Annotated in this window: 11 protein-coding genes; 1 reads left to right on the plus strand and 10 read right to left on the minus strand. The window is 69.0% G+C overall.

All coding sequences use genetic code 11. The annotated features are described in order from the left end of the window. Positions 1-261: 261 nt before the first annotated feature. Entirely contained in the window at positions 262-2,349 is a 2,088-nt protein-coding gene (locus tag ACWDRB_RS55235; protein ID WP_449908694.1) for a hypothetical protein, read from the minus strand. Positions 2,350-2,856: 507 nt separating this feature from the next. Here ACWDRB_RS55235 and ACWDRB_RS55240 point away from each other — a divergent pair. Further along, complete coding sequence (locus ACWDRB_RS55240) at positions 2,857-3,669, plus strand: TIGR02391 family protein (protein ID WP_449908696.1); 813 nt, start codon at positions 2,857-2,859, stop codon at positions 3,667-3,669. Between the two features lie 755 nt (positions 3,670-4,424). On the opposite strand, the gene cydC is transcribed toward ACWDRB_RS55240, so the two are convergent. The 9 genes from cydC to ACWDRB_RS55285 all read right to left on the minus strand — a co-directional run bounded on the left by cydC (position 4,425) and on the right by ACWDRB_RS55285 (position 15,256). Next, positions 4,425-6,188, minus strand: a complete 1,764-nt coding sequence (gene cydC / locus ACWDRB_RS55245) for a thiol reductant ABC exporter subunit CydC (protein ID WP_449908697.1) — start codon at positions 6,186-6,188, stop codon at positions 4,425-4,427. Further along, positions 6,185-7,903, minus strand: coding sequence for an ABC transporter ATP-binding protein/permease (locus ACWDRB_RS55250; protein ID WP_449908699.1), 1,719 nt, complete (start codon positions 7,901-7,903; stop codon positions 6,185-6,187). The genes cydC and ACWDRB_RS55250 overlap by 4 nt, the downstream gene beginning before the upstream one ends. Beyond that, positions 7,900-8,643 carry an ABC transporter ATP-binding protein gene (locus ACWDRB_RS55255; RefSeq protein WP_449908701.1) on the minus strand — a complete coding sequence of 248 codons (744 nt, stop codon included), beginning with the start codon at positions 8,641-8,643 and terminating at the stop codon, positions 7,900-7,902. The genes ACWDRB_RS55250 and ACWDRB_RS55255 overlap by 4 nt, the downstream gene beginning before the upstream one ends. Then, positions 8,640-9,737 carry a FecCD family ABC transporter permease gene (locus ACWDRB_RS55260; RefSeq protein WP_449908702.1) on the minus strand — a complete coding sequence of 366 codons (1,098 nt, stop codon included), beginning with the start codon at positions 9,735-9,737 and terminating at the stop codon, positions 8,640-8,642. Before ACWDRB_RS55260 ends, ACWDRB_RS55255 begins: the two co-directional genes overlap by 4 nt. Next, a complete protein-coding gene (locus ACWDRB_RS55265; protein WP_449908704.1) occupies positions 9,734-10,741 on the minus strand; it encodes an ABC transporter substrate-binding protein in 1,008 nt (335 codons plus the stop codon). The genes ACWDRB_RS55260 and ACWDRB_RS55265 overlap by 4 nt, the downstream gene beginning before the upstream one ends. Then, a complete protein-coding gene (locus tag ACWDRB_RS55270) occupies positions 10,738-11,757 on the minus strand; it encodes an LLM class F420-dependent oxidoreductase (protein WP_449908706.1) in 1,020 nt (339 codons plus the stop codon). Before ACWDRB_RS55270 ends, ACWDRB_RS55265 begins: the two co-directional genes overlap by 4 nt. Positions 11,758-11,782: 25 nt before the next feature. Continuing rightward, positions 11,783-13,792, minus strand: a complete 2,010-nt coding sequence (locus ACWDRB_RS55275; protein WP_449908708.1) for a YcaO-like family protein — start codon at positions 13,790-13,792, stop codon at positions 11,783-11,785. Positions 13,793-14,088: 296 nt separating this feature from the next. Then, complete coding sequence (locus tag ACWDRB_RS55280) at positions 14,089-14,646, minus strand: GNAT family N-acetyltransferase (protein WP_449908710.1); 558 nt, start codon at positions 14,644-14,646, stop codon at positions 14,089-14,091. Between the two features lie 7 nt (positions 14,647-14,653). After that, positions 14,654-15,256, minus strand: coding sequence for a superoxide dismutase (locus ACWDRB_RS55285; protein WP_449908712.1), 603 nt, complete (start codon positions 15,254-15,256; stop codon positions 14,654-14,656). Positions 15,257-15,264 lie beyond the last annotated feature (8 nt).

The following is a 15,264-nucleotide window of genomic DNA, read 5'->3' on the forward strand; positions in this document are numbered from 1 at the left end:
CGATCACGAGGACTAGCAGCACCACCCCCAGTATCAACGGCACACCTCCGCCCGAGGCGTAGACCGTTGTGGCTGCCGCGCCTGCACTAGCAGTTCCGCCGGCAACGGCAAACGTGGTGTGACCAAGCTTGGAACGGGGAGCGGGTGCGGTGGTGTCGTCTGTGGGCGTGCTCTGCCGGGGATCCGGAGTGGAGGTGAGCGGCTGTTGCGACGTGACTGCGGTGGCGCGGCTGCGCGCCAGTCGGCGCGGCCGTTGGGTGCTCATGCCTTCTCCAGGCCGTCCGCGTCCTGCATGTCGTTCTCCTCTGGCTCCAGCAGAGGCGGTTCTGGATCGGGCGGAGGCATGAGCAGGATCATCGACTCACCGAGATCTCCGACCTTACTGCGGATCAGTTTCCAGTCGGCGCGGGTGCCGAATGGATGCTCCGGCAACTTGCTCGGGTAATCCGCGAGTTCGGCCTCCAGTTGCTGGACGATGGTTGCTGCTCGGCCGATCAGGTCGACAATCATGAAGCGGCGCTGCTCGTTGAGTTGCTCTCGGGAGAGGCTGCGGTTCCTCTGCGCAGCGCTGACCTGCTCATGTCGCCCCGCTGCCTTCTGAGGACTAGCCTGCTCAAACAGGTCACCCTCGATGAGCATGCGATGGCTCTGCCCAGAGGGAACCGGGACGCCCTCATCGTCAACTACTGGGTAGGTGTAGTCGACGCCTACGGCTCGGCCGGTGCCTGAGCCGCCTGCGCGCTCATGATTGAAGCTGCGGACGACCTGGGCGGCCTGGAGCCGACCATGCCGGGTGTCGATCCAGGAGGCGAGCAGCACCGGCGGTGTGGCCCGGTAAGCCACTCCGTCCTCGCCGATCTTGCTGCCGCGGTCGCGGGTCAGGATGCCGTCGGCGAGCAGGGCGGTGCCAGCTAGTACTTGGAGCGTGCGTTGAGCTGAGACGTCACCATCTTGGGCTAGCCGGAGGAGTTCCTCGATTGGCTCGAATACCGGCTCCCAGTCGGCGAAGATCCCCTCGGAGAGAACGCCGCCGTTACGCCAGGCGTTACGGGCGGTGTCGGTCGTCTGGGGCTTGGTCAGCCGCCATGGCAGGTCCACCAGTACTCCGATGAAGCCGGCGTAGCGATGTGGGCGGACAGTGGCGATGCCCTGGTCGCTGCGGATGAATCGCTTGGCTTCGTCGTAGACCTGAGGGTTGGTAAGCGTGCGCACAATGATGAGTGCTCGCCACAGCGGACGGGCATGACTAGTCCGGTCAGTCACCATCGCAGGGTCCGCCCCCGGGAAGAGAAGGTTGATCTCCTCGTCAGAAAGAGGTCGGTCCTCGGTGAGGTGAACAAACGCCTCCGACACGTGATCGGCCTGATGCAGGTGCAGTACCATGCGTTGTGCCGTCACGGTGTCTTTGGCCGCCTCGCGCCACGGGCTGACACTGATGTGTCGGATGCTCTGCGCGGCGGCGATGGCGGCGGGGAGTTCATCGAGATCGGTTTCGTTGCTGAACTGCGCCCCAACTATCAGTCGTACGGGTATCCGTCTGGCCTGGAACTCGCGCAGCACTGGCATGGTCAGCCCGCCCCGTGAGTAAGCGAGGTTCGCCGCCTCGGCCTGCCGTAGGTACCGTGCTCGGCGTTTGCGGGCGGGCGTCGTCAGAGCGTCCCGCAGTTCCTGCGCAACTCGCTCGATGTTCCTCGCCGGAGACAGCGTGCTGTCGTAGTAACGGACCAAGGCTGCGCTGGTTGCCCGCAACGTGCCGTCGTACAAAGCGGCGTTGACCATGGATGGGGTGCCATCGCGGAATCGGGCCTCGACCAGGACAGCCTCGACTGGACTCATCACGCCGTGACCGAGGATCGAGTCGCTGTAGATGGCGCCAGTGTCGAGCAGTGTTCCGCGGACAGTGCTGTCCACCAAGTTCTCGGCCTCGGCGACCGAATCAAACTCCACCGACAGTTGTGCCTGAAGCCTTCCGGCCTCGTCTCGAACACCGGTGATTTGCGGCCCCTTCGGCAGGCCGCTCAGTCGCGCGCTCCCCAGGAGGTACGACAGTGCCTCGGCGTCTGCCTCGCCTTCGAGAATGAGCAGGTGCGTGCTGCCGACATACTGCGAGCTCAAGCCATCGTTGCCCGCCTCGTGCGTGGCGATTCGGATGACCTTGGGGAGGTTGATAAACAGCCCGACGGCAGTCTCGATTGCTGTTTCGTTGAGGTTGATGTTGGGATTGGTACTCAAATGACGTTTGAGGGCAGTGAGGTCTTTGGAGGTGGGCAGCGGCAGCGGCAGCGGCTCGCGCTCTATCGGCACCTCCGTGCCGTCTTCGATGACGACAGTCCTAATTCCAGCGGACATGGCAGGACGTCCTTGCCTGCTCAGTACCGTCCAATGCTGCTCATGGGACGGCTACCCCAGCCACTATCGGGGACATGGGCATAGCCCACGCGAAACCTGCGGTGAGTGTAACCAGGCGAGTCGGCCATCGAGGGAGTTTGCGGTTCCACCCGCTTGTCCCAGGACCGCTGCTCGTACTGAGCCGTTGTGCGATCGGAAGCACTAGCGCCCGTCACAAACACCCCATCGTTCTGAAATGGATGATACTCCGGGTTAGCGTCCGTTGCTGGCTGACTCGTGGCTCTCTGCTGCATTCACTACGCGTCCACTTTGAGTGCCTTAGTATACCTATGGGCGATTTTGCTGTGGTGGCCATGGAACTCTTCGATAGCCGCAGCGATTATTGAACAGTGAACGCTTTTCATCCTCACGCTGCCTGCGCAGCTCGGTGATTCTGCAGGACGGCGCGACGGTGGAGGTAGGCAAACCAGTAGCGCGCTATGGGAGCAGACGAGGAGCATGGATCCCATGTCGCAGGCCACGCTGCCCCCCGCCCCCTTCCCCGCCGCCTCGGTCGAGCAGATCTGCAAAGCCTTGGCCAACGCAGTCACCGGACCGCAGATCCCTAATCTGATCGCTCCGCTGAGGATCACCGAGCCTGCCGGTAGCGAGCAGCAGACGAAATGGAAGCGTCTGTTCAACGCTGTCGCCGAGCGGCAGAACCGTCAGGGGGACGGAAAGCCCATGCTGCGCCTCGTGGGCGAGGTGATGCGGCCGGTCCGCTTCACCTCCACGCTCGCCTTCGAGGATGCGCGCTCAGCGGTGAACGAAGCTCTCCTCTACAGCGGCTACAAGATCCTCGACGACGGTAGGGTCGCGCGCACGACTGCGGCCACCACCGTGGCAGAGGCCCAGCAACGAGCAGACGACCTGCGTGCAGAGCTGAGCCGACGCGGTGTTCACCCGGATGTTCTGCACTTCTGTCGAGCTGAGCTCATGCAGCGCAACTACTTCCACGCCGTCCTGGAGGCGTCCAAGAGCGTGGCCGACAAGCTGCGAGCTCTGACCGGCGAGATCGGCGACGGATCCGGCCTGGTGGACAAGACGTGCTCCATCGGGCAGGGACCGCGCATCGCCTTCAACGCACTGACCACCGAATGGGAGCGCTCGGAACAGAACGGCTTGGTGATGCTGATGAAGGGGTTGTTCAGCACCTTCCGCAACCCGAGCGCCCACGCACCCAAGGTTCTGTGGGCCACCTCCCGGTCGGACGCTCTCGACGTGCTGACCTTGATATCAATGCTGCACCGCCGCCTGGACACCGCGACCGTTCGTCCTTGAAATAGTCGCTCGCATGTCCAGGTGTACTATCTTCGGGCGGCCATCGCGACTCTGCCGATGCCAAGCTACTTCCGGATCACATCCTTCGTTGAATGCTAAGGTCAAGCCCAAAGGCATACTTTCGGCGCAAACTGAATGGTCAAGGGCATGTAATCGCCACCGGAACGGCCCTGTCGATCCCATGATCACTTGCTCGTCACATGCTCTTCGGTCAACGGCACCAGCGAACACCACGTGGCATTCTTAGGCATTTATGGCAACAGCATTTACGGACAGAGTGATACATTGAGATAGACTGGGATAGGGAACGGCACAATAGCTGGCGTCTTTTAATCCGTAGGTTCCGGGTTCGAGCCCCGGGCGCCCTATCACTCCACACCCCATCCGACCTGCACTTTCTCGGTTCCCCACCGTCTCCCGCGAGGCGAAGATGGCCGAGTTCATGCTCGTCACATGCTCTTCGGCAGGTGTCCGGCACATCGGCGGGCCGATAGCGAGAGCGAACTGTGCTGGTTTGCGCTGTCGGGTATCGGCCATCTCAGGCCGAACCGTAAAGCCAGACCCCAACGACACCCAGCAGAAGGGCGTGCAGGATGGACTGGCGGCCGGAACGCGCCCGGCCTAGTCGTAGACCCATCCAAGCACTGGCCAAGCCGCCTTCGGCCGCGTTTACATGCCTTCATAGTGGCTGCCGTTCTGGCCTTGTAGGGCCCGAATATTCAGCCACAGCGTCCGATTTGCGGGTTCGCTAGTGATCAGCCGATGAGTTGGGCGGCGAGCAGCCGCGTGTAGGTGCCGTTGCCGGCGAGGAGTTCGGCGTTCGTGCCGGTTTCGGCGACCTGACCGTTGTCCAGGACGACGATGCGGTCGGCGGTTCGGATCGTGGACAGGCGGTGGGCGATGACGAGGGTGGTGCGGTCGCGGCGAGCCGTTGTCATGGCGGCGGCGACCTCCTGCTCGCTTTCGGCGTCGAGGTTGGAGACGGCCTCGTCCATGATGAGGATGGGGGCGTCCTTGAGGAGGGCGCGGGCGATGGCGATGCGCTGGCGCTGGCCGCCGGACAGGCGGGCGCCGAGTTCGCCGGGCAGGGTGGCGTAGCCGTCGGGCAGGCCGGTGATGAACTCGTGGGCGTGGGCGGCGCGGGCGGCACTCTCCACCTCTTCGTCGGTGGCGTCGGAGCGGCCGAGGCGGATGTTGTCGCGCAGCGGGATGTTGAATAGGTAGACGTCCTGGGGGACGAGGGTGATCAGGCGGCGCAGGTCCTCCTGGGGGAAATCGCGAATGTCGTGGCCGCCGATGGTGATCGCGCCGGCGGTGACGTCCCACATGCGCATGAGGAGGCTGGCGCAGGTGGACTTGCCCGCGCCTGAGTGGCCGACCAGCGCGACCGTCTGGCCTGGGGCGATGTCGAAGGTGACGTCGGCCAGCGCTTCAGGGAGGTCTGGGGCATAGCGGAAGCGGGTCGCCTCGAATCGGACGCGGGGCTCGATAGGGCCGGGCGGTGGGGCGGTGACGCGGTCGGTGACGGGGGCCGGGGTGTTGAGGATGGTCATGATGCGGTCGCCGGCGGCGATGACGAGGTTGAGGTCGCGGGCGACGTCTGTGACGGCGATGACCGGGGCGAACGTGGTGGCGGCCAGGACGACGGCGACGGGGAACAGCGCCGGTTGCAGGCTCCCGGCCGAGGTCAGCAGGGCGGCGATGACGAGGACGGTGAGCAGGCCGAGCGTGGTGGCGGCGTTGGTGACGGCGTGTTCGAGGCCGGAGCGGCGGCCGTGGGCGAGTTTGGCGTTCAGGAGCCGCTGATTGTGTTCGGTGAGCCGGTCGAGCTGGCGGGTGTCGGCACCGGAGGTGAGCAGTTCGCGCAGGCCCTGGAGGGTGTCGACGGCTTCGGCGTTGAGCTCGCCGAGTTCGGCGCGGAGTTTGGCCCCCTGGGCGGCAGCGCGTTTGCGCAGCCAGGCGGGCAGGAGGGCGAGGAGGATCAGGGCGGGGGCGAGGGCTGCGGCGAGGGCGGGGTGGAAGACGGCCAGGGCGGTGAGTGCGGCGACGGGGACGGTGGCTGCGCTGATGAGCGGGCTGAGGGTGTGGGCGAACCACAGCTCCAGTTGTTCGACGTCGGAGATGGCGGCGGTGCCGAGGTCGCCGGAGCGGCGTTGGAGGAGGTAGCCGGGGGCGAGGCGTTCGAAGGCGGCGTAGACGCGGGCGCGTACGTCGGCCAGCACGCGGAAGGCGGCCACGTGGGCGAGGTAGGACTCCAGCCACGGGAAGAGGGCCAGGAACGGGAGGAGCAGGCTGAGGACGATCAGGCCGCCGCGCAGGTCGTCGGGGGTGGCTCCGGTGATGGCGCGGCTGACGACCCAGGCGCCGATGCAGGCGGAGGCGAGGACGACCAGGTGGTGAGCGATGCCGCTGGCGATCGCGGTCAGGAGCAGTGGCCGGTGCGGGCCGAGTAGGGCGAGCAGTGGCCGGAACCGGGATCCGGTGCGGGCGGGCGCGGTGGTCGCGGTCAGGGTGGTCATCGGGTCGCTCCGTTCTGGGCGGCGACCAGCCGGGCGTACGCGCCCTGGCCTGCCAGCAGTTCGGTGGGCGGTCCGGCTTCTTCGATGTGGCCGTCGGCCATGACGATGACCCGGTCGGCGCTTTGGACGGTGGACAGCCTGTGGGCGATCATCAGGGTGGTCCGGCCGCCGGACAGCGTGTCGAGGGCGTGCTGGATGGCGGACTCGTTGGCGGCGTCGACGCTGGAGGTGGCCTCGTCGAGAACGAGGATGGGGGCGTCTTTGAGCAGGGCTCGCGCGATGGCGATGCGCTGGCGTTCGCCGCCGGAGAGCTTGAGGCCGCGCTCGCCCACCACGGTGTCGTAACCGTCGGGCAGGGCAGCGATGAACTCGTGGGCCTGGGCGGCGCGGGCGGCGGCTTCCAGCTCGGCGGTGGTGGCGTCGGGGCGGGCGAGGGCAAGGTTGCGGCGGACGCTGCCGTGGAAGAGGTAGGTGTCCTGGGAGACCACGGCGATGAGGGCGCGCAGGTGGTCGAGGGGCAGGTCACGGATGTCCAGGCCGTTGACGGTGACGCGGCCGCCGGAGGGGTCGAAGAAGCGCAGGAGGAGGGACGCGACGGTGGTCTTGCCCGCTCCCGAGCGGCCGACGAGGGCGACGCGCTCGCCTGGCGCGATGTCGAGCGAGAAGTGGTCCAGGGCGGGACGGTCGCGGTCTCGGTAGGTGAAGAGCACGTTCTCGAAGGCCACGGACGGCGGGCCCGTCAAGGCGGGCGTGCTGGTGCCCTGCGAGGGGCCGGGCGTGTCCAGGACTTCGAAGACGGCCTTGAGCGAGGGGACGGCGTTGTAGCTGGAGTGGTAGGCCGCCTCCAGTTCCTTCAGCGGTCGGAAGCTCTCGGCCGTGAGCAGCAGGATGATCAGCAATTCGGTGGCGGTCAGCTCGCCAGCGGCCAGGCGCAGCGCGCCGATGCCGAGCGCCACGGCGGTGCCCAGGCCGATGACGAACGCCACGCCGCCGACGTAGCCGATGACGATGGCCATGAGCCGGATCGAGTCGCGGCAGAATTGCTCGGCCAGGCGGCCCAGTTCGGCCCCGCGCCGCCCGCTGGCGTTGAACGCCTTGAGGGTTGCCATGCCCTGCAGGGCGTCGAGGTTCTCGGCGTACATGCCCTTGTAGCTGCGGAACCAGGCGGCGTTGCGGCCCCTGAGCACGCGGTCCGAGGCCAGCGGCAGTACGGGCATGAGCAGCGCGCAGGTCAGGACGACGGCGCCGACCAGCGGATCCAGGGTGAACAGGTACGCGGTCACGGCGATCGCCCCGATGATGGCGGCGGCCACTTGGGGCAGGAACTTGCCCACGTACGCGTCTACCGTCTCGATGCTGTCCACCAGCGTGGTCTGGGTCGAGCCGGTGCGGCCGTGCTGGGCGTGCGCGGGCCCGAGTTCCAGCAGCTTGGCGGTCAGCCGCCGGCGCAGCTCGGCTTTGACGGCGCCGGAGGTGCGGAGCGCGACACTCTCGCGGACGGCCAGCGCGGCGCTGCGGAGCAGCTGCAAGACGACGACCGCGGCGACGAGCCACACGATCGAGCCCGGCCCTTGCCCGGCGAAGATGCGTGACAGGGCCTGGGCGACGAGGATGCCCTGGCCGACGTAGGTGGCGGTGATGGACAGCAGCAGCATCACGAGTCCGGCCAGGCGCCACCGGATCGAGGGTGACAGGGCCAGCAGTCGGGAGATCACTGCTCCTCCTTGAGCCGTTCGAAGACGAGCTGGGTGCGTTGTACGGCGCGCACGCCGTACACCTGGGAGATCAGTTCGGGGGTGAGGACCTGTTCGGGCGGACCTCCGGCCACGATGCGGCCGGCGTTCATGACGTAGAGGCGGTCGCAGAACGCGGTGGCCTGGTTGAGGTCGTGCAGGACGGCGAGGGTGGCGATGCCCAGTTCGCGTACCAGGTGCAGGATCTCCAGCTGGTGGCGGATGTCCAGGTGGGAGGTGGGCTCGTCCAGCAGGAGCAGGCGGGTCTGCTGGGCGAGGGCGCGGGCGAGCAACACGCGTTGCTTCTCGCCGCCGGACAGGGCGGCGAAGATGCGGTCGGCGGCGCCGGTCAGGCCGACGCGGTCCAGCGCCCGCGCGCACAGCTCCTCGTCGGTGGCGGCGTCGGCTTTGTACGGGGTGCGGCCCATGAAGACGATCTCGGCCACAGTGAAGTCCAGGTCGGCCGGGGTCTCCTGGGCGACGACGGCGGTGCGCTGGGCGGCTTGGCGGGCGGGAAGCCGGTGCACGTCGTCGCCGTCCACGGTGATGAGCCCGGCGGCGGGGCGCAGGGCCCGGTAGATCGTGCGGAGGAGGGTGGATTTGCCGCAGCCGTTCGGCCCGACGAGGCCGACGAATTCGCCGTCGTCCACGAGCAGGTCGGCCTCGTGCACGATCGGGTGGCCGTCGAGCGCGACGGACACGCCGCGCAGGTCAAGCTTCACGTGACGCTCACCGCCCGGTCGACGGAGCGGCGGCGTAGCAGCCACAGGAAGAACGGCACGCCGAACAGGGCGGTGACGATGCTGAGCGCCAGTTCCTGCGGGGCGTTGACGGTGCGGGCGGCGATGTCCACGAGCTGGAGGAACACGGCTCCGAGCAGGGCGGTGACGGGCAGGACCCGGCGGTGGTCGGCGCCGACGAGCAGCCGGGCGGCGTGCGGCACGATGAGCCCGACGAACGCGATCGCGCCGCTGGTGGCCACCAGCACGCCGACCAGCAGCGAGGTCAGCACGAACAGGGTGAGGCGGAAGCGCTGTACGTTCACGCCGAGCGAGATGGCTGTCTCCTCCCCGGCGGTGAGAGCGTTGAGCGGCCGGTGCTGCAGCAGCAGGTACGCCAGCCCCACGGCCAGGACGACGGTGGGCAGCGGCAGCGTCTCCCAGCGGGCGCCACCAAGGCTGCCCATCAACCAGAACAGCACCTGCTGCGCGGCCCGGCCGCTCTGGGCCAGTTGCAGGACGTAGCTGTAGGCGGCCTGGAACAGGTAGGCCAGCGCCACCCCGGCCAGCACCAGCCGCGACGGGGTGATCCGTCCGGAACGCTGGGCCAGCGCGTACACCAGCCCCAGCGCCAGGAGGGAACCGGCGAAGGCGGCGGCCGACAACGACAGCCCGCCCAGCGCCGACGCGCCCAGCACGAACACGCATACTGCGCCGAACGAGGCGCCGGAGGAGACGCCGAGCAGGAACGGGTCGGCCAGCGGGTTGCGCACCAGTGCCTGCAGCACCGCCCCGACCACGGCCAGCCCGGCCCCGACCAGGAGCGCCAGCAGCGCGCGAGGCAGCCGGAACTCCCACACGATCTGCTCCTGCACCGGGGTCCAGGTGCGTGGCACCACGCCGGGAATGAGGTGGTCGGCGACGATGCCCCACGCTTGGGGCAGGGCGACGGGCACGGCGCCGATGCTCACCGCCAGCCAGGTGGAGGCGACGACGGCGACGAGGAGGGCAGCGACGAGCAGGAGGAACCGGCTCGCGCGGCGGCTCTTGGGTACGAGCCCGGTCTGGGCCGGGTTCTGCTGAGTTGTGCTGGTCACTGGGTGAAGGCGTCGGGGTGCAGGAAGCGGGCGATGTCGGTGAGGGCCAGGATGTTGCGGTAGCCGGGGTGCTGGGCTGCCACGGGAAGGGCGAGGTAGCGCTGGTTCTTGGCGGCCGGGCTGTTCTTGGCGATGGCGAAGGCTTCGGCGGCCTTGGCCGGTGAGCTCGGCATGTCCTCGCCGCGCAGGGTGGCGTAGTCGCTGACGATGACCGCATCGGGCTGGGCGGCGCTGATCTTCTCGGCGCTGACCTCGGTGTAGTCACCCTTGACGTCGGCCAGCACGTTCACGCCACCGGCCAGGGTGATCATCTGGTTGGTCAGGCCCGCGCCGCCGTAGGCGTTGACCGGGCCCTTGCCGCCGTCGGTGGCCAGCACCTTGACGGGGGTCCGGCCGGCGACACGCTTCTTGACGTCGGCGAGCTTGCCCTGCAGTTCGCTGATCAGCGTGGCGGCGCGGTCGGGGATGCCGAAGATCGCGCCGAGGTTGCGCAGGTCGGCGAAGGTGTCGTCGATGGTGAACTGGAGCACCTGCTCGGGGTTGCACCAGCCGCCCAGGATGTACACCGGGGTGCCGGCCGAGTTCAGCTCCTCCACGGTGGCGTAGCCGCCGGCGGCGTCGAAGCTGGCCATGGCGTTGTCCAGGACGAAGTCCGCGCCCTGGGCGAGCATGACCTCCTTCTGCGGCAGCATGATCGTGTCGGCGATCTCGGGGATCTTGTCGTACTGCTCCTTCTGCCCCGGCAGGAACGGGCTTTCGGAGAAGTTCGTGCGCCCGGCGATCCGGTCGCCCAGGCCGAGGGCGAGCAGGGTCTCCAGGGCGGGGTGGTAGCCGGTCACCACCTTGGCGGGCGGCTTGTCGAAGGTGAGCTTGCGCCCGCAGTTCTCGATCGTGACCGGGAAGCCGGCCTGCGGCGCTGCGGCCTGCTTGGCCTCTTGGGCGACGGGAGTTTGTGCGCAGGCGGTCAGGGTCAGGGCCATCGCCAGGATCAGGAGCCGCCTCATGCGGACACCACCGCCTCCAGCAGTTCACGGTCGCGGGTGATGAGCGCCAGCGTGCCGACCCGCGAGTCCTTCCAGGCCGCGAGCCGGTCGACGATCCGCGGCAGTGGGCCTAGCAGGGCGACCTCGTCCAGCAGCGCGTCGGGCACGGCGGCTATCGCCTCGGCGCGGCGGCCCTCCCGGTGGTGGGTGCGGATGGTCTCGGCCTCGGCCTCGAACCCGATCTCGCGGGCCAGGTCGAAGTAGGTGTTGCGGACGCCGGGGACGTCGGGGCCGAGGTAGGCGGCGTACAGGGGGCGCAACTCGTCACGGGCCTTGTCGAGGTCGCGGGTGCGGACGGCGTGGGTGATCACGGCGATGTCCACGGCGTCCGGATCGCGGCCGGCGCGTTTGAGCCCCTCGTCGAGCGGGGCGGTGATGGCCGTCTCGCGTTCGGGCGAGTAGAAGCCGGGCAGCCAGCCGTCGGCGATCTCGCCCGCCAGCCGCACCATGCCGGACCCGATGCCGGCCAGGTAGGTCGGGATCGTGGTGCGGACCGGGTCCAGCAGGGCCTTGACCGGCCGGGCGCGGCCGCTGGAGCCGGGGCCGTGGTAGGGCAGTTGGTAGTACTCGCCGTCGTGGGTGACCCGCTCGTCGCAGCGGATCGCCTTGCGCAGGATCTCCACGTACTCGCGGGTGCGGGCCAGCGGCTTGCCGTACGGGACGCCGTGCCAGCCCTCCACGATCCACGGCACCGACACCCCCAGGCCGAGCAGCAGCCGGCCCTCGGACAGGATGTCCAGCGTCAGCGCGGTCATCGCGGTGTTGGCCGGGGTGCGGCCGGCCAGTTGCAGGATGCCGGTGCCGAGCTTGATCCGCTCGGTCCTGGCCGCCAGGTAGGCCAGCACGCTGACCCCGTCCGCGCCGTACTCCTCCACGCTCCACACCGAGTCCACGCCGATCCGGTCGGCATGTTCGACCAGCGGCAGGATCTCCGTCATGGGCTCCCCGTGGTAACCGAGGGCCAGTCCGATCCTCATCTTCAGTGGTGCTCCTTAAGCTCGCTCAAGCGAAGGGAAGAGGGTCGAGGATCGGCTCGGTCGTGGCGAGCCGGGATCCGCCGAGGAAGGGGAAGGCCGCCGGCGCGTTGCCGTACAGGCCGGGCGCCACCACCCGCACCACGCTCAGGCCCGTGGCGCGCACGTCGGGCGTGGTCAGGTCCACCGACACGGCCCGCAGCCCCGCCGCCGCCAGCCTGCTGACGTAGCTGTCGGGATCGACGGGTGAGGGCGGCGGACCGGGGCGGGGCTCGCGCAGGCGGTCCAGCAGCGGGCCCTGCATGCGCGGGTCGAGGAAGAGCTGCAGGTTCAGCTCCAGGTCCGTCAGGTCGTGCCAGTCGGGGCGGAAGGCGTCGCGGTAGGTCCGGTCGGCGCGGTAGGGCCGGTAGGGGTGGTCGGAGGTGCGCCAGACGGCGGCGTCGCCGTCCAGCAGGCCCAGGCTCATCGTGTACGACACCGCCGCCTCGGTGAACGCCTTGGCCGCCGCCGTCTCCGGCTGGGAGCGGCAGGCGGTGCCGAACGCGACGACCTGGCGGGCGCGGTCCTCCAGGAAGGCGCCGATGACCGGGACCCCGAACGCCGAGGGGATCGTCAGGAAGGTCACCGACAGGCCGCGGCCCGCCGCCTCCGCGACCGGACGGGCCAGGTCGTGCGGGGTGAAGCGGGTGGCCTGCCGCCCGCGCAGCCACCACAGCGTGACCGCGTCGCGCTCGAACAGTTCCTCCAGCGCCGAGCGTTCGGCCCGTGCTCGATCGGCACCCGCGGCGATGCCGGCGTTGGCGTGCATGTTGGTGTGCGGGGGGCGGGTGTAGTTGAGATAGACCAGCGGGGCCGGCACCAGGACGTTCGTGCCGCTCATCAGATCGCGGCCCGTCGCCCACTCGATCTCCAGGTCACGGGTCAGCGGCGTGAACGGGAAGCCGGGAGCCGCGTACTGGTGCGGCGCGTACAGGGCGAAGTCCTGCGGGTCGATCGCGTCGGCGGCCAGCTCGGCGTGGCTGCCGCGGGGAAGGCCGTCGGGGATGGCGTTGCCGCAGTAGCGTTCCACCGCCTCGCCGACGGCCGCCTTTCTGGCCTGGTTCTTGTCGAAGGAGGCGCCGCCGGCCACCCGGTCGGCCTTCCACGACGCGAAGCGGTCCGTGGCCGCCACATACGCCCGGAAGATCACGCAGGCGTCCAGCGCGCTCGGCTCCCGTACCACCCGCGTGATCAGCCCGTATTCCGGATCCACGAGCTGTTCAGGCGTGGCGGTCCACTCCCGGCCCAGCCTGGGCAGGGGCAGTACGGGGCGGCGGGTGAGCGAGGCGCCGACGATGATCTGATAGCCCTCGCTCGGGGTCGGCTGTCCGGACAGGACCGCGAGCACGTCATCGGCCAGCAACCCGGCCACGAGTCCGCTCGAGGTGTTCCCCGGGTCGCCGGACAGGGCGTCGCCGGAATCCAGCCGTTCCCACAAGGTGAGCAGTTCGTCCGGCAGGCGGGCGGCGGCGAGGCGGCGGGCGCGGGTGTCGGCGTAGGTGGCGGTGCGGCCCGGGATGGTGCATGGCCCGACGCGGTACGCGAGCCCGTCGGCGTGGCAGCGATGCCAGGGGAGGTCGGCGCACAACCGGTCGATGCGCTGCCACTCGCCGTCGGGTAACCAGTCGGCGCAGGCGACGACCATGTCCACGCCGTCGATCGACTCCAGCGGGCCGCGTACCACCTTGACGTGCGGCTGCAGGAGAGCGGCGGTGATGTCGGCGATGAGGGTCTCCCCGGTCACGTGGACGACGCGATCGGTCAGCGGCGGGGCGGTCTCGGCCGGGATGAGGACCCCGCGCTGTTCCAGGGCCTGCAGAAGGTCGGCCAGGTCATCGTCGATCGGGACGGCCCCGGCCAGGGTTTGCGGGAGACGCCGCATCAGCGCGCCGGGGGTGAGGATGCGGGTCATGCGGCCGTCGGGCTCGTGGCAGCGCCAGATGCCGTCGGCGCCCTGGTAGAGCTGGTGTCCGGGGGCGATGCGGAGCGGGCGGGTCATCCGGCTGGCCTCCGGAGTCGTGCGAGGTGGCGAGGGCGGTAAGGGTGCGGGAGACCGGGGTGCGGCCTCCCGCGGTCGATCACTTGTCGTCGTCCTCGTTCCAGGCGAACTCGGTGTCGACTGCCGGCGTGTGGGCCCTCACGCAGACGGTGAGGTCCTCGATCTCTTCAAATGCGACGTGTGCCATGGCCATCCTCCTCATGGATAGCTTGCAGGTTCCTCGCAATTGCGAGTCTTTTGCAATAAGCACGGTAAGCGGCGGCACGAGAGCGGTCAATGGCCAATCCGGCAGAGCGTCAGTGGGAGGGCTCACGCAGCATGATCAGCCGGGGCCGGTTCTGCGGCCCCTGACGCAGCGCGGCCACGCGCCAGCCGCGACGGCGATACAGTCCCAGTGCTGCGCCGGCCTGCGGGTGGGTGACCAGCCACCAGGACGTCGACGGAGCCGCGGCCAGGAGCGCGTCGTGCAGCATCCTGCCGAGCCCATACCCGCGTGCCGGAGGCGCGACCGCCAGTTCCTTGAGGGTGAAGTCGTGGCGCGGCAACCGGGAGGCGAGTAAGGCGAGCCGGGAGCAGCGCACGCCGTAGGCGAAACCACGGAGTTGATCGCCGTGCAGGGCGGCGGCGAGGGTGAATCCCGGCGCCGGCGCGTCGGCGGCCAGGCGCTCGGCGACCGCGCGGGCTGCCTCGCGTGGCTCGGCCCACGGCGGGCGGGTGAAGACCTGATCTGCCACGTCCGCCACGGCGGCCAGGAAGTCGTGCACCTCGCTCGCCGGGATGAGCCGGATCTCAAAGGTGGCGGCGCCCGCCTGGCCCCGCGGACCAAGCTCGGGCCGGGCGGGCGTCGCCGGCATCAGGACGTCAGGCGCCGCGGGCGGCGTCGTAGCGGGCGATGACGTCGTTCCAGTTGATCAGACCCCAGAGCTTCTCGACGTAGTCCGGGCGCACGTTGCGGTACTGCAGGTAGTAGGCGTGCTCCCAGGCGTCGAACACCAGCAGCGGAGTGGCGTTCATGCCGACGTTGCCGTGGTGGTCGTAGACCTGCTCGACCACGAGGCGGCGGCCGAGCGGCTCCCAGGCCAGCACGCCCCAGCCCGAGCCCTGCACGGTGGCGGTGGCGGTGGTGAGCTGCTTCCTGAACGCGTCGAAGGAGCCGAAGTGCTCGGTGATCGCGTCGCCCAGCTCGCCGTCGGGGCGGTCGCCGCCGTCGGGCGACAGGTTCTGCCAGAAGATCGTGTGCAGGACGTGCCCGGACAGGTTGAACGCGAACGTCTTCTCCAGCCCGACCAGCCCGCCGAACTCACCCTTGTCACGCGCCTCGGCCAGCCGCTCCAGGGTGTCGTTGGCACCCTTGACGTAGGCGGCGTGGTGCTTGGCGTGGTGCAGCTCCAGGATCTCCCCGGTGATCGCGGGCTCCAGGGCCGCGTAGTCGTAGGGCATGTCCGGAAGGGTGTACTCACCCATGAGTATCT

It is taken from the genome of Nonomuraea sp. NPDC003707, from assembly GCF_053587055.1.